We start from the raw sequence: 17,272 nt of genomic DNA, 5'->3' as shown, positions 1-17,272 counted from the left end.
CTAAATACTTGAATGCTTTTTTGGACCTTGATAACGCAATTCTTTGAATACAAAATAATCCTCTAGAATTGTGAAGATTGACCAAATATGGCGATATTTTCCTTCTAAATCTCTAGTATACGCCCTTGCCAGCATTTTTTGATACCACACTCTACGTGCTGTAATTTCATCAGGAGGGAGGGACTCAGGCAATATTAAAAAAGCAGAGAGTTTTTTTAATAACTCTGTGCCAAAATGAGCTTTTTCAAGAACAACGATGCCATCTGACATACATAAATGTTCATCAGAAATTGAATCAAAAGCATTCTCGGGATAAACAAAAATATCATGATAAACTTGATGTGCTTCATCAAAGCGTGCAATTCGTTGCTTATCTCCTTTTTCCCTAATCCCTGCAATCATAATCACTGGTTACTGTGAAGTCTCCTCGTGCGCGCGAGCCATATAAAATAATTGTATGGCAATGATGTAAAGATATTAATTCATCAACAATGAATTGCAGAACAGCATCATTTTCTAGTGATATTTTCTTTTGTGTCATTCCCTTACCTTCTTATTTTGTAACCATAATACCAAGGACTTCCTGTGGTGGAACTGGTTTGAACCGTATGATCTACTCCTCCTGAAATCAATACCTCCAATAGCAGGTTTTAACGTTTTATTGCCCACGGTTAAAATGACTTCACCTTCAAGCAACATGAATAACTCATCCGTTTCATGCTTAAAATCCTTCCAAATTTGACCTGGGGGATCTTCCCAAAGCTCAAAACTAAAGCCACGAGAGCGCCAATTGTTCTCAATCGTTATTGCATCCTGCATTAAGGACTCCTATTTAAAAGACACTTTCAATTTTACACCAGTGAAACTGAAGAATAATAGACTATACAATTATTAACCAATGTTGGTCTATACATGCAGTACTGGGGGAATATCGCTTAATTAAAAGCATCACTACAAAGGCCGTCAAAACTCTTTGCCGTCAGGGACGATTTAGCTCTAAATTAAGGATGTGGATCGATCAATCTGTTGTCATTTAAAGATAAGAAATCTACAAATTGACAGTATCGAGGTTAAACCCTAGAATTTTCCTCTGATCCAACAATTGTCTTGATATAATGCCAAAAGTAATTGCTATTGCGGGAATGGGACTCTGCGGAAATGCTATTTTTTGCCGTTTAAGTCACTTGCTTGCAACAATGAAATATTCTGACGATGACATTACTATCTTAATCTTTGAACAAAATCCACAATACCTTGCTACAGGATTTGCTTATTCTATTGATAGCCCAGAATTCTGGACTTTAAATAATCCAGCTGATGGTTTCAAATTTACTTCTACTACAGATAGCCTAACAGAATGGATAGATGCTAATCCAGAGTTGCTCCAAGATCATTATCCACATAGAGACAAACAATATATTCCTCGTGCTGTAGTGGGTCATTATTTACGCGCTCAATATGAAAAACATAAAACACTGGTTAAATCACTAGGGATAACAGTCAAAGAAATTTTTTTGCCAATCTCAGATATTTGTCCACTAAAAGAAGGGAATTATCAGATAGCATGCATGGATCAAAATTATATCGCTGATAGACTTTTTATAACAACTGGACATTTAACAAATCCTTTTTTTCATACTGTCGAGAATCAACCAGGTTTTCTCCGTTTTGAAAACACAACAGGAAATCCAGATGCATGGGATTTAGCAGATGATGTTTATATCATTGGTGGTCAGGCAGCATTTGTTGATGCCGCACTTTGGTTAACTATGAAAAAGCAGTACTCAGGAAAAATACACAGTGTCACGCGAAATCCTAATATATTAACAACCAAAGGCAATACAGATAGTTGTGACACTACGAAACAACAGGAATTATCAAATAGTCTACAAAAACGCTTTCCTGACAGTTTAACCTTTTCCGAAGCAAAAACATTATTTTGGAATGCTTATCAAAATGATGCTAAAAATCCTATTACTCCTACCCATTCCCCTGGTGCTCTTGAGACTTTACGTTATCAAATGAATAAATTTGATCATCTGCCAGAAAACAATCCCATACTGGGTAATATTGATGAGCTACGAGCATTTATTAAAACTTTTTATTTTAGTGGTTGTTATACTCACATGTGGCAAAGCTTGAATGTTGAAGGCAAAGAACAATTTCTAAAATACTTCTATTCTCTTTTAATGGCTTATTTGACTGGTATCACACCAGTGAATGCTAGAATCATGCTCCATCTCTATGAGAAAAATAGAATTATTGAGCATCATAGCTTGGCTTCTGTAAGCTATGATGAAGTAAATCACAGATTCCAATTATTATTTACATCAGGCGAAGTCTTGCATGCTGCAACTCTTATTGATGCAACTGGATATCGTTACAAACCAGATCCCAATAGTGTCAAGCCCATGTTATTAGACAAGTTGGCACAAACCGGATTAATAAGCACTAAGCCTTATGGTGGCATCCATTTAACGGATCATTATCAAGTGATCGATACATACGGAAAGGTACATGAAAATCTAGTTTGTATAGGGCCTGTAGCAAATTACAATCATCCTGTTCCTACACCACATTCTTCATTTATGGTTTATCGTGATGTAGATTTGGTGATGGATCAATTTGCTTCTACATTTCAGGTGACTGAACATGGGGCCATCAAGTCTACCCCTGAATTTTTTCAATAAAACGCTCTAGGTTTTCTATAATTGATAATAGATTCTCATTTAACTTGCTAACTTCTTTATTGGGTAAATTACCCGCAGACAAATTCTGCATCAATATCCCCTGCTTTTCTAATTCGCGACAAGCATGTTTCGCTTTTTCAGTAAGAAAAAAATGATAGCAACGTTTGTCCTGTTCACTTCGAACACGTGTGATAAGCTGGTCTCTTTCCATCTTATCAAGTATACCTACTACGGTAGGTTGTTTCAGTCCCGCACTTTTTGTGAGTTCCATTTGCGTTTGGCCGTCCCGCTCCCACAAGCGAACCAGAAAAATAGTCTGACTATAGGTCACACCAAGTTCTTCAAGGTTGAGATTTGAAACACGTTCAAACAAGCGAGCTGCCTTTTTAATCAAGACACCAGTATGTTCATTCAAATTAAATGTCATGGATAGTTCCTTTTTGCGCTATTATATAGGCACCTATATATATTGACAATATCGTATTCCCTTACTATCATGGCGGCACTTTTTGTGTTTATAAAGGGATTTAATGATGTTCAAAAAAGTTAGCAGCCTATTTATTGCTCTATCGATTTTCAATGGCCTCACTTATTCCTCTTCTATCAACACCACGTTAGCTGTTGTTGAAGAAAATGCCGATCGTATCAGTTTCTATAATCCCGATACAGGTGCAAGAAAAGGTAGCCTGAAACTTGCCTTCCTCCCTCATGAGATTGCTGTTACAAAAGATGGGAAAACAGCTTTTGTCAGCAATTTCGGCATTAGAGACTACGATAGTGGCTCTGGTATACCTGGTGTGTCCATTTCTGTTATCGATTTATTAAATCAAGTCGAGAAATATCGGCTATTTACTTTTGAATCACTAGAGAACAAAGACTATGCAGACATCGATAGTGCGCCTCATGGTGTTAAGTTACGACCTCCTTTTGAAAAACAACTTTTTGTGAATGTGGAAAAAGGCGGTAAGATTCTCGTCTTTGATGTTGATACCAAAACCATCGTCAAAAAAATTGCGGTCAGTCCTAATACACATAATCTGTTTTTTTCTAATGATGGAAAAACCTTGTGGTTAATGGCGGGTAAAGATGGCGTCATTCGAATCGATCCTGATTCAGGAATAATTACTGGAAACCTCACATTGCCCTCAGCTGTACGGGGTTTAAAATATACGCCAGATCATCGTTCCTTGATGGTATCAGCTGTCAATCAGATCGTCTTTATTGATCCCGATACCCTCGCCATTAAAAAACAATTCACTAATTTGAATCTAGGACCGATTCTTTACTCAGATATTACTCCTGATCAAAACTATATATTAGCACCGGCGCCCTTTGATCACCAAGTTGCAGTGATTGATGTTCATTCAGGCCAAGTGATAAAACGATTAGTCACCGGATTAAATCCGATTAACGTTTTAATTGACCCAGAGGGTCAATATGCTTATGTATCTAATGCAACAGACAAGCATTTATCTAAAATAGATTTGCATAATTTTGAACTCATCTCTATTCCAACCCATGCTGGACCAAATGGTTTAGCATTCATCCCTGAGTTTACCCAAAGAACACACAAAAAACTGCGCATGGGAGTTGCTTTACCATTGACAGGGAAGGATGGTTCTAAAGGTCGTGAAATGCTAAGAGGATATGAATATTGGAAAAGTACTGTTATCAAAAGCGGTGGACTTTTAATTGACAATCAAGTTTATGATCCCGATATTGTTTATCTAGACACCGAATCCCAGAAAGATAAACTCAAAAGCTTGACTCAGGAATTACTCAAGCAATATCAAATACAAATATTATTATCTACCTATGGTATTGATAATTACAATCTTGAAAAAGAAATAGCAGAAGCAAACCAAATTATCCTTACCCCAGCACCTGGAGAAGAAATACTTTGGAAACCTGATAATATTGCTCGAGGTTATGATTATTTTGTAACAACAAACCTTTATGAGAAAGGCTATGTTACACAGTACAATTTTAAACCCTCCTCCTGGTCAGCAATGGCATCCGTCATCGGATTGAAATTCCAAAATGCTTCTCAAACAGCAAATACTTTAGATTATCAACAAATAACAACTTTATTAAATGAGGGAGATTTTCACCTATTTTATCCCTAAAACCTCATACAAATTGGATAGAACTGAATCGATATATTAAGGATTATTATGAAACTAAAGATCGAACATAGCTATGTTGAACTATGTAAGCGATTATCTCAACTGACAACGCCCTTAATCTGTGATGCTTTACCCAGTGTGCGTCTCATGGATTCAGATATTCATTCTTTTAACACATCGCCACAAACAAGAATTGTAGGAAGAGCTTATACTGTTAACTCGGCTCAAGATTCTTTATCTACCATGCAGGCTTTGGATGACTTGCCTGATTTTATGCTTGCCCTTGGTTGTTATGATGATAGAGTTCCCATTTTATTGGTTATCGCTTCCTGCGGCACCAAGCTTGCTGTAGCAGGTGGCATGTGTGCAGATGTAGCAAAAACGAAGGGTTTTGGTGGCATTATTACTGATGGAAATTGTCGAGATGTTTCTGAAGTCAGAACAACAAATATCCCTTTTTTTGCTAAGGGACAATGCGCCAAATCAGGAAGTAAAAATAAAATTGGCAGTATAAGAAAACCAATCAATTGTGGTTCTGTTGAGGTAAATCCTGGTGAGCTGATATTTGCTGACGAAGACGGCATTATTGTCATGAATAAAGAAGAAGCAGTTAATGCTATTAATAAAGCGGAAGAGATTAAGGAAAAAGAAGCGGCTGCCCTCACTCGAATTCATGAAGGTGCTCGTTTTGATGAAATTTGCAATCTAAAAGAGCACATGGAAAAGCTAGAAAATAATGAGGCATCCAGTCTAAAGCTAACTGTTTAAAACTAAGGAATTAAAATTATGTTTTTCCATCCCAAAATGCTTTTTATGTTATTTATTTTATTAGTGTGTACTGAAGTACTAGCACATAATGAAGATTATATCTTTGATCCCAATGATCCACATCACAGTCTTTATATTCCTGATGCAACGATGAGATCCCCTGCTATTTTATTATTGCACGCGAGTACCGGTATCGAAAAAGTGAATTATGATTGGGCCACCCGATTAAAAGAGCATGGATACGTAGTCTATATGATAGACAGTTTTAAACCCAGAGGTTGGGAAGATCGTCGCTCAGTAGGCTGGGAAAGAGCAACACAAGCACAACTTGATGATATCGTTCCTGCCTATGAATACCTTAAGCAGCTTCCTTCTGTTGATCCTGACCGAATAGGACTTTTGGGATTCTCTATGGGAGGCTTTGATGTATTGAAAATCATGGCGTTATCACAACAAGATCCGAAACCATACCAAAAGCTCTCTTTTAAAGCAGCGGCTTCTTTTTATGGCGTATGTCATCGACTTGAAGAAGGAACAAAACTAAGGGCAATCACCAAACTATTTATTGGAGAACATGATGATCGTGCAACAACCCAAGATTGCATTCAGTTAGTCAACCAAAGTACTGGTAGCAATCAAAATGTTTCCATCCAAATTTATGAAAATGCATTGCATGGATTTGATAACTTTGAGTTTCCAGTTTCAAAAGAAGTTATTGACGAAAAAGGAGAACATTATCATATTGGTTTTAATGAAGCAGCAAGAGCACAAGCATTGAAAGATTTACCCGAATTTTTTGATGGCTATCTCAAGATAAACCCTGAGAATAAATAACCAATGGTGTTTTATGATTATTAATAAATCAAAAATCTTTGCTATAAGTTTGTTTCTATCAATTATTAACAATAGCTATGCATTTATTGATGAGCAACAAAAAATGAATAAACAAATAGTTACTGAGTTTTATAAAAAAGCAATTAATCAAAAAAATTTTGAAGCAGCATCAAAGTACCTGGGAACAAATTATAAACAACATAATCCTGCTGCCGCTGATGGACCTGAAGGTTTAAAAGCATTTATTCAATATTTAATTGAATATTATCCTAATTCTCATAGTGAAATTAAAAAAATTTTTTCTGAGGGGGACTATGTTATTCTTCATGTACATTCTATTCGTGAGCCTGGCACTCGGGGTAGAGCTATTTTTGATTTATTCAAATTAGAAGACGGGAAAATCATAGAGCATTGGGACGCAATACAAGATATTCCGGTAAAATCAGCTAATCCAAATAGTATGTTTTAATATCACAATAATGAGCCACATCAATAATTAAAAAATAAGATATGCTTGTTCAATACAATAAAAAATTTATTATTTCATGTTAAGATGTGCAGCTTTATAAATAAATTTACCACATAGTGACCATTATGAATCCACGTTCTATTCAATTAACTCAAAATCATGGGGGACCGCTCCATTATCTCGGAAATAGGTACCTGACTCTTCCAGATTTGACAGGGCATATGTCCCCTGATACTAGCTGGTTGAATGAGCATCTCTCTGTATTATTGGCAAATAATAATGGTCAAAAATACAAGAAAGCAATCGAACCTTTTGCAGGGTCTGCTTCCTGGAGTATGGCCGCAATGGAGATCGGTCTTGCAGAGGAATATATCATCAATGACAGCAATAAAATTCTTATTAATACACTTCAATTAATTAAAGACAAACCAGATCTAATCAAAGAGCCCTATGCAGCATTAGTAGAAAAATATGATGCCTCATTATCAAAAAAAGATTTTTTCCTTGAAGTGATTAGGAATTACAACCAAATAACTGATGAAGAAAAAGCATTACTGCTCCCTTTTATCATTAATCATTCATGGGGTGGAATCCTTTTTTATGATAAGGAATTAAACATTATCTACCGTGAAGGTGAACTATTTGAAGGAAAAAAGGCTAATCGATTTCTTGAGCATGCGAATTTGTCCCTAGAAATGTTCTTGAGTGAGATTGACCGAGTATCTAACCTTCTTAATGCGAATCAAGTTTCATTCAGAAGTGGTGATTTTATGGACGTGATTTCGATTGCGACACCTGGTGATTTTGTGGCACTGAATCCTCCTTATCCAGAGAATGAACATTCGACGCTTGAAAAAGCTGGGATGTATATTGAACTTTATTCGCCTGAAAAACTGCACCAGAATTTGGTGCAAATCATTCAACATCTTGAAAGCCAAGGTATTCATTACTACATGACTTATGGATTTTATAATCCCAAATTCAGAAACTATGTCTTAACTAATGAAAATCAGCAATCAATTAATTACTTTCGTGTTCTAGGCTATGAGGATTGTGCTTTCGGAATAGGCCTTGATCAGATGTATTTTACTTCCCAATTTTCAATTCCCAAAGGTATAAACATATTCAAAGCAGAGGAGGTTTTGGGTACCCAGGATTTAACACCTGAAGAAGCGCTTGAACATTTTAAGCTGCTTTCAAAAAAATGTTTTGCTGTTATTTACCGAGCCTTTATTAAGCCTGGACTTGAGATGGAGTATCAAAAAGCTTGGCATCAGGTTGCTTCCTATTTTGTGCAATATCGCGGTGCCTTAGGTTCTTGCCTGCATAAAACTAACGATGGTATGTGGCTTGCTTATTCTCGTTGGCCCGATAAAGCTACTCGAGATGCTTCTTGGCCAGGCGACAATGCACCATCTGAGATGTTACCCAATGAAATTAGAAAAGCGGTTATAACCATCCAAGAGTGTATTGATCAAACACAAAAACTACCCGAAATTACTATGGAAGTGGTCAATGATTTATTGTATTCAAGCTAATTTTAGAAGATATAACTCATGAATCAATCGCAAATAAATTACCAACTAGAGCTTGTTATAGACACCAATCTACTGGAACAGCAAGATAAAATTATTCGTGATGGGATAGTAAATTATAATGCTCCTTTTACAGGAACCAAACCAGAGCGTTACTCAGTCTATGTGAAAGGTAAGGAGGGTAATATTATTGGCGGAGCTATTGTGTATGCTCATAAAAGCTCAATATACGTTGATGTCCTCTGGGTTAAGGAAGAATACCGTGGCCTTGGTATCGGTGCTGAACTATTACGCAGCGTTGAAGCCGAAGCAATTAAGCGAGGTATTCCTGCATCAACATTAGATACTTTTTCTTTTCAAGCAGAAGGATTTTATTTAAAACAAGGTTATCAGCACATAGGGACAATTAAAAATTATTTAGAAGGACATGATCGGATCTATTTTAGAAAACAATTGTAGAAAGAGTGGGGCATATCCCCCATAAGAGAGTATGCCTTGAAAAAGGAACAGAAGAAACGAAGCATCTATTCTCCAAAGTTAAACTTTTATTGGAAATGCTCGTAAAAGTTCATAAACAAATTAGAAAGGAAAAGGAGGTAACTGATTCCTATCTTTAAGCCAGAATGGATGGTGCCACTCTTCATAAATGGAAACGGGCATATTGCTTTGCTTAAATTCATCAAAAGATAAGTCGCAAAGAAACCATTTAAGGAATTCCGCGCAAGTTTCCGGACTTATTAATTGACCGGACTGATAAGCTTCATCAAACATTTTATGTAAATGAAATGAAGTCGTTTCTCTTAAAATTTTTTGAATTCTTGTATCCACTTCTCCTGGAATAATACAAGACACACCAATATTTTTCTCTGCTAACTCTTTTCTCACAATAGCAGTTACTTCATCCAAACCTGCTTTGCTGGCACAGTATGTTGAACTTTCTTTAAGTTTCAGAGTAGCTGCTCTTGATGTAACAAATAAAATCCGAGACTTCTCAGGCATCTGCGCGGCAAGTAGTGCCGTAAGTTTCATTGGAGCTAATAAATTAACCTGAAAAACTTCGTCAATACTGTCACAATCGTATTCGGTCAACGGACGTGGAGGACTTTTCATTCCTGCATTTTGAACTAAAAGATGAAGCGGTATTCCAGAATCATTAATAGTTTTAGCAACCTGTTCGATATCACTATTGCGAGTAAAATCCGATTGAATGGGAACAAAACGAGGAAATAGCGCTTTAGTATCCTCTAAGCTGCTCACATCCCGCCCTGTTCCATAGACAACCCAGCCGTCACCTAAAAGAATTTTAGCAAGTTCAAGACCAATTCCATGGCTGGCTCCGGTCACTAATGCAGCTTTATTATTGTTGATGTTCGTCATGAAGCATTCCTTGAAACTTAAGTTACTTTCGTGCGGTATGGTAATCAAAGTTGGCGAAAGTTAAAAGGTTATTCCTAATTCATGTGTTACTAATTGAGTTAATTCTGGAATACTCGCCTTGACTTGAATAATAGTAGGTAAAACCTGAAGCACCTGCTCAATACCAATGTCCTGCTGCTCTTTATCAGAACTAAAAGAACGGTTTATATTATATACTAGCCAATTGATCCAATTGCCAAGAACACCATAAAAAGCAGCTTCCAAATGATCTTGATTTATTGTTATTCCAGAAGACGCATATGTTTTTAGCATTTTTATAAATAAAGTTTTATTAAACAGCGGAGTAGTAATTCCACTCCAATCAAGAGCACAATTGACTATTTCATAAGTGGGATTAAGTTTTCGCGCAGACTCCCAATCAATGAGAAATGGAGTATCATTTTTATCCCATAAAACATTTTTTTGATCCAAATCACCATGGCTTACTACACTACTACTTTGTAAAATAGGTATTGCTTTTTGATAGATATCGTTAAGCTCAATTATAACTCGTTGATTACTTTTTAATTGCTCCTTAAACACCAAATTTTTGCTTGCTGACTGGTCTATTAACACACTAATTTTTTCATTGGGATGAATATCAAATTCTTGAGCACTTAGCTGGGGAACATTAAGATTAATACGATGAATTTTAGCCAAAAGAGTGGCTATTTTAAGCGCATGCATCTCAGATATAGCGTCTTTATCCAATGTTTTTGCTGTTATCCAAGGATAAACAAGAAAGGCCTCATCTTCTGAAAGGATTAAGTAATTATTTTCTAATTTTAGAGCATGAACTGCGGGAATAGTACACTGGGAAAATTGGAAGGCTATCTCTTCTGTCAATTCATATTGGGATTTAACTTCTTCAGTTAACTGAAGCCTTTTATTGAGCTGTTTTACAGCAAATTGCGAGCCATTGCACTTCAGATACCACATTTTATGTAAAAGACCACCGTGAACTCTTTGAGGCAAGTCGCAAGGTTGGTTCATCTTTAATTTTTTACAGATTGTTTCCAGTTGATTTTTATTCACCATGAGCTGCCTTAAGAGTGCCTTGTGTTTCTGATTCCTCGTTAAAAAATTTAACAAAAAATGTCTTGCTTAACTTGGGATTTTTTTTATTTATTCTCGTAAATTCTGCTATGAAGCCACACTTCTTATAAAACTCTGGGGCTTGAAAAGCACTGGTCACTAAATTGATATTATTAAAGCCCTGGCCTTTGAAGTGATGTTCTAGAGCAAGCAATAACTGCTTGCCATACCCTTTACCACGATAAGCACTGTCTACCCAAATATCATCCACATAAATTTCTGCAAATGCAGTAAAGGCATTAAGTGCACCAAAAATTTTTCCTTGGGCAGAAGAGATGGTCACTGAAAAACGTCGATAATTGACGTCAATACCATGCTGAGCTTCATAGGCAATAAATCCTTTTGTCATGCGTTTTTCCGTAGCTTCATCAAGCTCATCAACAAATTGGATTTGATATTCGTTCTCGCTTTCTAAAGGCTCGCTGCATTCATGTGCTGTACTATCAAAACGAAAAATAACTCGTTGTGGTTGGTGCGTATCATAATTGATTGTTTTAATTTCTTCCTGATAATTGCCCGCTGTAACGCTTGAAATAGCCTTGCGCCAAAAACTAAGTCCTCGCTTGTTTTCTGGAATCACAGAAACCTCCCATAAGCCTGGATGCATTTTCCATAATTCAGAGGAAACTAAATAACCTAAACCTTTGCCTTGAAACTTAGCAGTAATAAAAAACTCGCCCATATTCCATGCAGTATCAGGGTAAACTCCTTCGTGATTTAATAGAGCGAAACCAGCTAATTTATTACCAACTTTAATCAGAAAGGCTTTTCTTGTCGGCTCTTCAAAGTATTTTTTAAAATCGAAGCTTTCATACAGGCCATCGGAAGGCAAAGCCCAATCATCTGAAATAAAACCACAGTCACGCGAGAGTTCATATACATAAAATCGTGCCATGTTTTGGATGGTAGGATAATCATCTAATGTTGCTGTCTCAACTTTTAAAGCAGATTGTAATTCTTTGATGTTCACAGCATTTTCCTTAAATACAGTTTCGCCATATGACCTTCATTCTGATATCCAAGCGATTTGTAAAAATCATGGGAGCCCTCTTTCGCTCGCCTAAGTCCAGATGTCAAATCAATGATACAGGGACTAAATTGCCTGGCAAACTCCTCAACAGTAATCATAAGCTTTTTACCTATTCCTTGATTACGATAACTTTGGTCGACCACAAGGCCTTCAATATGAAATCTTGTTGTTTCGGAAACAAAAAGATAGCTCTTAGACCAAGCAATCCAACCAACAACTTTTCCTGCAATTTCCGCAAGAAGAACACCGTAATGCAGTTCACTAGTAAATAGCTCAAGTCGTCTTTGCAACTCTTCAGACGATTGTGGATAACCCAATTGCTCCATTAAAGGGTGAAGATGTTGAACATCATCAATTAATGCTTTGCGGATAATCAGTTCAGAAGACACTTTATGACTCCAGATTGACTCTATCCCCGATTAGATTAGGAGATGAAATTACCAAAAAAGAAACCAAATTTCCGGAACTATTTTTCACTTTATGGGTTATCCCTGCTTTAATACTTATTCCTTCCTGTTCCTGTAACACCTGTTCATAGTCTTCAAACTCAATAACCAATTGTCCTTGCAAACAATAAAAAAATTGTTCTGTTTCCTGATGATAATGTTTTACCTCAAAACTGCCTGAGGGCATCGTTTCATAAAGAACGTTAAACTGACCATCATTTTTTAACCACCATGCATCACAATTTTGTCCCCACTTAAAATGAGGCGCATTGCTTATTGAGACAACCTCTTCTCTCACTACAGATTCTGATATAGACGATTTTAGATTTTGACTTAAGTCCGAGACTGAATCATCATTTAAGAGCCCGATGTCTCTTGTTCCCTGAAATTCTTTACGCAAAAAATAAAAAATAGAGTTTTTCTGAAACCCATGCCGCTCAAACTCAAGTTCGAAACCTAATTTTTTATAAAATTCTATTGCTTCCCAATCCATAGTATTAACTGTTGCAAAAGCACAGCCTTTCTCATTACCGTACTTCAATGCCTCTTGCATAAGCTTTGTTCCCCATCCTTGATGCCTGATGGACTCACTCACCCAAAGATTATCGACATGAAGTCCTCCATAGAGTGTTCCACCACTACAACCACCCACAATGCTATTGTCTGCATCACGAATAAAGCATGCAAAGAAATCTAAGGACTCGAAGCCCCTTGCTTGTTTGGCGTACGCCTTAATCCCATTCGTTAATATTTGAACATCATCAGGGTTTGGATTTTCTAAAAACGATAATTTTAAAGTCATTTAATGTATTCCACTGTAGGAGGCCAGGCACCATGCTCCACATAACTTGCCTCATCACTGCCTGACCAAGGTGGCATAGTAACGCAAATAAACACCAAATCTGCTGCATCACTTCGATATTGAAAATGTGTTCCCAAGGGAATATCGATGCTGACTCCAGCAGTTAAAGGGGTAATGCTCTCTTCATCGTTCAACTTACGCCAAATTGCACCCTCACCAGAAAGGACATGCCAAAATTCAGATACAGTTTTATGACGAACTGCTTTGGAAATTGTGCCTGCCTTCAAAGTACAGTGAGCCATTCCACCTAAATGATTATTCATCAGCAATCGAACTTCAGCTCCTGCTGGTGAAGTGTGTTGATATTCTTTGGGTATTTCTTGTGTATTCATTTATGCCTCTATTAAACCAATGCTCTCATCAGTTTTATCAAGTGGTTATTTCTTCATTTTTAATTTTGAATCGTAACGCAAGTAGTATCTGCATCTAAAGTAACTACTTTGCCAATTGGAAGAATGCAATTTTGCTTACCATGTCCATAGGAAAACTCTTTAATACAAGGGACTTTTAATTTAGAAGCCCATTCATTGATTACATCTTCTACCGTACCATCGCTCTGATTCGACTTCTTACTTTTACATTGTTCAAATGTACCAAAAATAACGCCGGAAACTTCATCAAAAATTCCTGCTAAATCTAATTGTGAGAACATGCCATCAATATTATAGGGCTCGACGCCAACATCTTCTACCAACAAAATACATCCTTTAAAAGTAGGCATGTAAGGCGTGCCCATTAAATTAGTCATAAGGGTTAAATTGCCACCAAGAAGAGTACCTCGGCTAACGCCTCCATGAACCTTTATTCCTTTGCGAATTGTGTACTCTTGGCCTAACAAAGAAGAAAATAATGTTTTTTTAACTTGGGTACTTAAATGAATGGTCAAAGTAAACCCTGTATAACTTACTAAGCCAGTGTTTTTAAATAGGCCTAATTGCAACGCTGTAGTATCACTAAACCCGAATAATGGTTTTGGGTTTTTCTTAATCAATTCATAATCTAAGAAAGGTAAAAGTCGTTGCGAACCTTGTCCTCCTCGGGTTGCAATAATTGCTTTCACTTCTGAGTCTATAAAGAAATCCATCACATCTTGTGCACGGTCACGGTCTTTACCAGCTAAAAATCGTTCTGATGCAAACATATGCTTTGCATACTTTACATTAAATCCATTCGACTTTAATAAATGAACTCCTACTTCTATTGCTTTTTCCGTAATAGGACTCGAGGGAGAAATAAGCCCCACGATATCTCCTCTTTGTAGTGGTTCTGGACATAGAATATTCATTTATTACCTCAATTATTTTCTGCACTCAAAAACAATACTTTCGTCTGTTTCATTAGGCGATGCATTTCGGTCAAATGCTTTAACCGTTCGTACATTGCTAAAACCAACCTCATTGAGCAAATTGAGCAAGAAAGAAAGATCTTGATAAATTCGAATTTTGTATTCCTCAACCTCTGTTTGAATGACACGGTTGTTATCAATCAGTTCATATTTACCTATAGAGTAACAAATCTCCTCATCGAGCATAGCTAATTGGCTGAGTAGGATGATTGTGCCATCTTCTTTTGGCCATCTTGTGCCTCTCCATATACCTAATTCTTTAGGAACCGCATAGCGTGTTTCTACTTCAAATACAAAAAGTCCTTTATCTTCCATATGTTCATAAATGGTTTTTAAGGCTTTTTGGATATCCACCTTTTCTGTGATGAGACCAAATGAACCACTGGGTATAAAAATTAAAGAATATTTAGCGGATTGATTTAAATCTTCAATAAAACCATGCCAGGCTTTTGGCTTAAGATTTTTGCTCTTCGCTTTTGCATGCAGTCGTTCTAGCATTGGTTGACTTGCATCAAAGCCATGAACATCAAATCCTTCTGCAGCCAAAGGCAGTAAAAATCGACCTGTGCCGCACATAGGCTCTAAAATCAAGCCTTTAACCTCTGCGGCATAGCTTCGATAGAATGAGTATTCATCTTGTGGTGCATTAGGTTTACTTAAATCATATACTTCAGTACAAAGGCTCTGATAAGTATCCAGTTTTTTCATGGGTTCCTCATTGAAATCCAATACCATCAAATATTCATCATAAAAGGTATCATTAATTTTAAGTGCTTTAGGTTCGGTACCATAAATTCGAAATCCTTGCTTTTGATAAAAAGCTTGAGCCACAAAATTACTTACTACACAGGTTAGGTGCAATTGAGTAACGCTGGTTTTTGCATGTTGGATCAGGGTCTGAATTAATGCTGTTGCAATACCTTTCCCTCTGTATTCAAGACGAGTATACATACTCCAAAGCACACCACGGTGTTTTGTTTTAATTGAGTTAAGTGTATAGAATCCAGCACAAGACACCAATAAATCGTCAACAAATGCGCCCAATACATATCCTTTACTTAATCCATTTTGAAAATCAGCATCGGACATATGCACTTCATCTTCATAAGAAGAGCCAAAATTTTCTGGTGAATTATTCAAAGCTTCCAAACGAATTTCTTTCCATAGATGCCAATCCGTATCAAACAACTGTCTAATCTTCACAACATTATCTCCATAACTGTTACAGGATGTCCTTTAAATTCATCCATGCCAATCATGCACCAACCAAGACGACTGTAATATTCTGGAAGAGTAGGATCAAAAGCAAAAAGATAAAGATTTTTAAACCCTAATGCTTGGGCTTCTTCTTTTACTCGATGAATAAGCTGTCTTGCAATACCTTGTTTTTGATGGCTTGGTGATACCACTAATGAGCCTAGCCATGGGGTTAATTCAGGGCGGATTCCATCATTCACGCGTAAAGAGCACATCCCAACAGGTTTATCTTCATCAAAGGCAACGATAGTGAGCGGTAACTGTTCGATGTTTAAATGATTTCGTAAATTTTCTTCTACACGTGAGGTGGGCACATCAGGAACCCAAATTTGCCCTAATACTTCATGCCAAATCTTAGCAAGCTCTGGTATGCAATCTGAGTGATGTTTTAAATAGGCTATTGTAATCATCATAATACCTGTAAAAATAAATTATTACTCTTGGCAAGGCGTGCCTTGATGAAACACCATTTGCCAACGATTGTGTTTGTATTGCCAGAGAGAAGAACGTAAAGAACTTTTTGAGGCAACAGTGACCCTATAAGTTGCCAACATGACTTCGGACGACACCTCTAAAACTGAAAAATCATTAACCATATAGCTCTGTGGCTCTTCTTCAGGGAGAGAATCAAGTAAGTCGTTCTTATTGTAAATTAAACCAGAAGCACCATACTCAATAAATTCATCAGCAATCAGTAGCTTCAGTTGTGTAATCGATTTTCTCGTTTGCGGATTTAAAAGAGAAATCTCTAGCTCATAAATCAGTTGGTGTTCTTGTTTCATAGCGATATTCTCATCAAATATCTGAGCTTGCATTCCTTCCTCTCGAGAAACAGAGCCAGCCAAAAAATAGCACGCGGTTCGGGTTGATGCTCATTACTTAATTTTTGAATTGCTTCTTGAGGTAAATAACGCATTAAGTCAAATTCCTTGAGATTGCAATCGATCTAGATGATGAGTAATCAATGAATTAACCACTTCTTTATTAAAGTCAGGACAAAATCGTGGATAGTCACGTTCAAGACCATAAGACCATTTTTCCAAACGTTCATGGTCATATTCGATCATGTCTTCAAATAAATAACCTTCTCCATAAACTTCTTCACAATGAAGGCCAATTCCACCATCGTAAAGTTCTCCTGAAGGCATACGTAATGCAATATGCCAGCACTCTTCATGGGATGTCACCATCACAAAAACAATATGCACTTTATCCTTAAATCGGCTATTCCACGCATCAAAAAATAATTTGGCAAACGCACCACAAGGACCATAATTAATCCTTGGTGTTTCTTCATGAAATCCCAGCAATTGGTTTATGTCGTTTTTTAAATCATTTAAGACTGTAATTTCTTGTGCATTCACACGTAATTCCTATGGTATTAAAAACTTCTTTTTTG

Annotated in this window: 22 protein-coding genes and 1 pseudogene; 7 read left to right on the top strand and 16 right to left on the bottom strand. The window is 36.8% G+C overall.

From position 1 onward, the window contains the following. Genes ACN4Z1_RS04900 through ACN4Z1_RS04890 form a run of 3 tightly spaced genes read right to left on the bottom strand, consistent with a single transcriptional unit; the run spans nt 1 to nt 819 of the window. On the bottom strand, nt 1–402 hold the full coding sequence (locus ACN4Z1_RS04900; protein ID WP_021582646.1) for a hypothetical protein: 402 nt from the start codon (nt 400–402) through the stop codon (nt 1–3). Next, the gene (locus ACN4Z1_RS04895) at nt 386–541 is read right to left on the bottom strand and encodes a nucleotidyltransferase domain-containing protein (protein WP_021460547.1); all 156 of its coding nucleotides are present in this window, start codon (nt 539–541) and stop codon (nt 386–388) included. Before ACN4Z1_RS04895 ends, ACN4Z1_RS04900 begins: the two co-directional genes overlap by 17 nt. Further along, complete coding sequence (locus tag ACN4Z1_RS04890) at nt 538–819, bottom strand: hypothetical protein (protein WP_021460548.1); 282 nt, start codon at nt 817–819, stop codon at nt 538–540. Before ACN4Z1_RS04890 ends, ACN4Z1_RS04895 begins: the two co-directional genes overlap by 4 nt. Nucleotides 820–1,115: 296 nt before the next feature. Here ACN4Z1_RS04890 and ACN4Z1_RS04885 point away from each other — a divergent pair, with 296 nt between their 5' ends. Further along, the gene (locus tag ACN4Z1_RS04885) at nt 1,116–2,690 is read left to right on the top strand and encodes an FAD/NAD(P)-binding protein (RefSeq protein WP_021582645.1); all 1,575 of its coding nucleotides are present in this window, start codon (nt 1,116–1,118) and stop codon (nt 2,688–2,690) included. Here ACN4Z1_RS04885 and ACN4Z1_RS04880 read toward each other — a convergent pair. Then, nucleotides 2,668–3,117, bottom strand: coding sequence for a MarR family winged helix-turn-helix transcriptional regulator (locus tag ACN4Z1_RS04880; protein WP_021460551.1), 450 nt, complete (start codon nt 3,115–3,117; stop codon nt 2,668–2,670). The two genes, ACN4Z1_RS04885 and ACN4Z1_RS04880, sit on opposite strands and share 23 nt — an antisense overlap. A 106-nt stretch (nt 3,118–3,223) precedes the next feature. Here ACN4Z1_RS04880 and ACN4Z1_RS04875 point away from each other — a divergent pair, with 106 nt between their 5' ends. The 6 genes from ACN4Z1_RS04875 (at nt 3,224) to ACN4Z1_RS04850 (ending at nt 8,881) form a co-directional block, all read left to right on the top strand. Beyond that, nucleotides 3,224–4,816 (top strand): hypothetical protein, encoded by a 1,593-nt coding sequence (locus tag ACN4Z1_RS04875; RefSeq protein ID WP_058393169.1) that lies wholly within the window; start codon nt 3,224–3,226, stop codon nt 4,814–4,816. Between the two features lie 48 nt (nt 4,817–4,864). Beyond that, nucleotides 4,865–5,584 (top strand): RraA family protein, encoded by a 720-nt coding sequence (locus ACN4Z1_RS04870; protein WP_021460553.1) that lies wholly within the window; start codon nt 4,865–4,867, stop codon nt 5,582–5,584. A gap of 45 nt (nt 5,585–5,629) precedes the next feature. Further along, nucleotides 5,630–6,418, top strand: coding sequence for a dienelactone hydrolase family protein (locus ACN4Z1_RS04865; RefSeq protein WP_239005346.1), 789 nt, complete (start codon nt 5,630–5,632; stop codon nt 6,416–6,418). 13 nt (nt 6,419–6,431) lie between these two features. Next, nucleotides 6,432–6,887 (top strand): ester cyclase, encoded by a 456-nt coding sequence (locus ACN4Z1_RS04860; protein ID WP_058393170.1) that lies wholly within the window; start codon nt 6,432–6,434, stop codon nt 6,885–6,887. Between the two features lie 125 nt (nt 6,888–7,012). Continuing rightward, complete coding sequence (locus ACN4Z1_RS04855; RefSeq protein ID WP_419388093.1) at nt 7,013–8,425, top strand: DNA adenine methylase; 1,413 nt, start codon at nt 7,013–7,015, stop codon at nt 8,423–8,425. Between the two features lie 18 nt (nt 8,426–8,443). Next, nucleotides 8,444–8,881 carry a GNAT family N-acetyltransferase gene (locus ACN4Z1_RS04850; protein WP_021460603.1) on the top strand — a complete coding sequence of 146 codons (438 nt, stop codon included), beginning with the start codon at nt 8,444–8,446 and terminating at the stop codon, nt 8,879–8,881. Between the two features lie 120 nt (nt 8,882–9,001). On the opposite strand, the gene ACN4Z1_RS04845 is transcribed toward ACN4Z1_RS04850, so the two are convergent. From ACN4Z1_RS04845 to ACN4Z1_RS04790, 12 genes and pseudogenes are all read right to left on the bottom strand, one after another. Continuing rightward, nucleotides 9,002–9,799 (bottom strand): SDR family oxidoreductase, encoded by a 798-nt coding sequence (locus ACN4Z1_RS04845; protein WP_021460602.1) that lies wholly within the window; start codon nt 9,797–9,799, stop codon nt 9,002–9,004. Nucleotides 9,800–9,859: 60 nt separating this feature from the next. Beyond that, nucleotides 9,860–10,873, bottom strand: coding sequence for an aminoglycoside phosphotransferase family protein (locus tag ACN4Z1_RS04840; RefSeq protein WP_025520168.1), 1,014 nt, complete (start codon nt 10,871–10,873; stop codon nt 9,860–9,862). After that, nucleotides 10,866–11,903 carry a GNAT family N-acetyltransferase gene (locus ACN4Z1_RS04835; RefSeq protein ID WP_021582671.1) on the bottom strand — a complete coding sequence of 346 codons (1,038 nt, stop codon included), beginning with the start codon at nt 11,901–11,903 and terminating at the stop codon, nt 10,866–10,868. Before ACN4Z1_RS04835 ends, ACN4Z1_RS04840 begins: the two co-directional genes overlap by 8 nt. Then, the gene (locus ACN4Z1_RS04830; RefSeq protein WP_021460600.1) at nt 11,900–12,352 is read right to left on the bottom strand and encodes a GNAT family N-acetyltransferase; all 453 of its coding nucleotides are present in this window, start codon (nt 12,350–12,352) and stop codon (nt 11,900–11,902) included. Before ACN4Z1_RS04830 ends, ACN4Z1_RS04835 begins: the two co-directional genes overlap by 4 nt. 1 nt (nt 12,353) lies before the next feature. Beyond that, nucleotides 12,354–13,211 (bottom strand): GNAT family N-acetyltransferase, encoded by an 858-nt coding sequence (locus ACN4Z1_RS04825; RefSeq protein ID WP_021460599.1) that lies wholly within the window; start codon nt 13,209–13,211, stop codon nt 12,354–12,356. Next, a complete protein-coding gene (locus tag ACN4Z1_RS04820; RefSeq protein WP_021460598.1) occupies nt 13,208–13,603 on the bottom strand; it encodes a cupin in 396 nt (131 codons plus the stop codon). The genes ACN4Z1_RS04825 and ACN4Z1_RS04820 overlap by 4 nt, the downstream gene beginning before the upstream one ends. Before the next feature lie 59 nt (nt 13,604–13,662). Then, nucleotides 13,663–14,556, bottom strand: a complete 894-nt coding sequence (locus ACN4Z1_RS04815; RefSeq protein WP_058393171.1) for a S66 peptidase family protein — start codon at nt 14,554–14,556, stop codon at nt 13,663–13,665. Nucleotides 14,557–14,568: 12 nt separating this feature from the next. After that, nucleotides 14,569–15,324, bottom strand: a complete 756-nt coding sequence (locus tag ACN4Z1_RS04810) for a class I SAM-dependent DNA methyltransferase (RefSeq protein WP_031297877.1) — start codon at nt 15,322–15,324, stop codon at nt 14,569–14,571. A gap of 42 nt (nt 15,325–15,366) precedes the next feature. Then, a pseudogene (locus tag ACN4Z1_RS04805) lies at nt 15,367–15,819 on the bottom strand (N-acetyltransferase family protein); the annotation flags it as partial. After that, nucleotides 15,816–16,283, bottom strand: coding sequence for a GNAT family N-acetyltransferase (locus ACN4Z1_RS04800; protein WP_010655429.1), 468 nt, complete (start codon nt 16,281–16,283; stop codon nt 15,816–15,818). The pseudogene ACN4Z1_RS04805 and the gene ACN4Z1_RS04800, both read right to left, overlap by 4 nt. Nucleotides 16,284–16,307: 24 nt before the next feature. Continuing rightward, nucleotides 16,308–16,688 (bottom strand): DUF4440 domain-containing protein, encoded by a 381-nt coding sequence (locus tag ACN4Z1_RS04795; RefSeq protein WP_231296972.1) that lies wholly within the window; start codon nt 16,686–16,688, stop codon nt 16,308–16,310. Nucleotides 16,689–16,793: 105 nt separating this feature from the next. Further along, a complete protein-coding gene (locus ACN4Z1_RS04790) occupies nt 16,794–17,237 on the bottom strand; it encodes a hypothetical protein (protein WP_010655431.1) in 444 nt (147 codons plus the stop codon). Nucleotides 17,238–17,272 lie beyond the last annotated feature (35 nt).

This window comes from Legionella sp. ST3F1, assembly GCF_048553315.1.
Classification (GTDB): domain Bacteria; phylum Pseudomonadota; class Gammaproteobacteria; order Legionellales; family Legionellaceae; genus Tatlockia; species Tatlockia donaldsonii.
This window is presented reverse-complemented; position numbering and strand designations above follow the sequence as displayed.

What these genes read in the sequence shown, in the direction of transcription:
- ACN4Z1_RS04860 (WP_058393170.1), top strand. Translation starts at nt 6,432, where the DNA reads ATGATTATTAATAAATCAAAAATCTTTGCTATAAGTTTGTTTCTATCA.
- ACN4Z1_RS04850 (WP_021460603.1), top strand. Translation starts at nt 8,444, where the DNA reads ATGAATCAATCGCAAATAAATTACCAACTAGAGCTTGTTATAGACACC.
- ACN4Z1_RS04815 (WP_058393171.1), bottom strand. Translation starts at nt 14,556, where the DNA reads ATGAATATTCTATGTCCAGAACCACTACAAAGAGGAGATATCGTGGGG.
- ACN4Z1_RS04810 (WP_031297877.1), bottom strand. Translation starts at nt 15,324, where the DNA reads ATGAAAAAACTGGATACTTATCAGAGCCTTTGTACTGAAGTATATGAT.
- ACN4Z1_RS04890 (WP_021460548.1), bottom strand. Translation starts at nt 819, where the DNA reads ATGCAGGATGCAATAACGATTGAGAACAATTGGCGCTCTCGTGGCTTT.
- ACN4Z1_RS04845 (WP_021460602.1), bottom strand. Translation starts at nt 9,799, where the DNA reads ATGACGAACATCAACAATAATAAAGCTGCATTAGTGACCGGAGCCAGC.
- ACN4Z1_RS04800 (WP_010655429.1), bottom strand. Translation starts at nt 16,283, where the DNA reads ATGATTACAATAGCCTATTTAAAACATCACTCAGATTGCATACCAGAG.
- ACN4Z1_RS04880 (WP_021460551.1), bottom strand. Translation starts at nt 3,117, where the DNA reads ATGACATTTAATTTGAATGAACATACTGGTGTCTTGATTAAAAAGGCA.
- ACN4Z1_RS04820 (WP_021460598.1), bottom strand. Translation starts at nt 13,603, where the DNA reads ATGAATACACAAGAAATACCCAAAGAATATCAACACACTTCACCAGCA.
- ACN4Z1_RS04885 (WP_021582645.1), top strand. Translation starts at nt 1,116, where the DNA reads ATGCCAAAAGTAATTGCTATTGCGGGAATGGGACTCTGCGGAAATGCT.
- ACN4Z1_RS04895 (WP_021460547.1), bottom strand. Translation starts at nt 541, where the DNA reads ATGACACAAAAGAAAATATCACTAGAAAATGATGCTGTTCTGCAATTC.
- ACN4Z1_RS04855 (WP_419388093.1), top strand. Translation starts at nt 7,013, where the DNA reads ATGAATCCACGTTCTATTCAATTAACTCAAAATCATGGGGGACCGCTC.
- ACN4Z1_RS04795 (WP_231296972.1), bottom strand. Translation starts at nt 16,688, where the DNA reads ATGCAAGCTCAGATATTTGATGAGAATATCGCTATGAAACAAGAACAC.
- ACN4Z1_RS04875 (WP_058393169.1), top strand. Translation starts at nt 3,224, where the DNA reads ATGTTCAAAAAAGTTAGCAGCCTATTTATTGCTCTATCGATTTTCAAT.
- ACN4Z1_RS04825 (WP_021460599.1), bottom strand. Translation starts at nt 13,211, where the DNA reads ATGACTTTAAAATTATCGTTTTTAGAAAATCCAAACCCTGATGATGTT.
- ACN4Z1_RS04900 (WP_021582646.1), bottom strand. Translation starts at nt 402, where the DNA reads ATGATTGCAGGGATTAGGGAAAAAGGAGATAAGCAACGAATTGCACGC.
- ACN4Z1_RS04865 (WP_239005346.1), top strand. Translation starts at nt 5,630, where the DNA reads ATGTTATTTATTTTATTAGTGTGTACTGAAGTACTAGCACATAATGAA.
- ACN4Z1_RS04870 (WP_021460553.1), top strand. Translation starts at nt 4,865, where the DNA reads ATGAAACTAAAGATCGAACATAGCTATGTTGAACTATGTAAGCGATTA.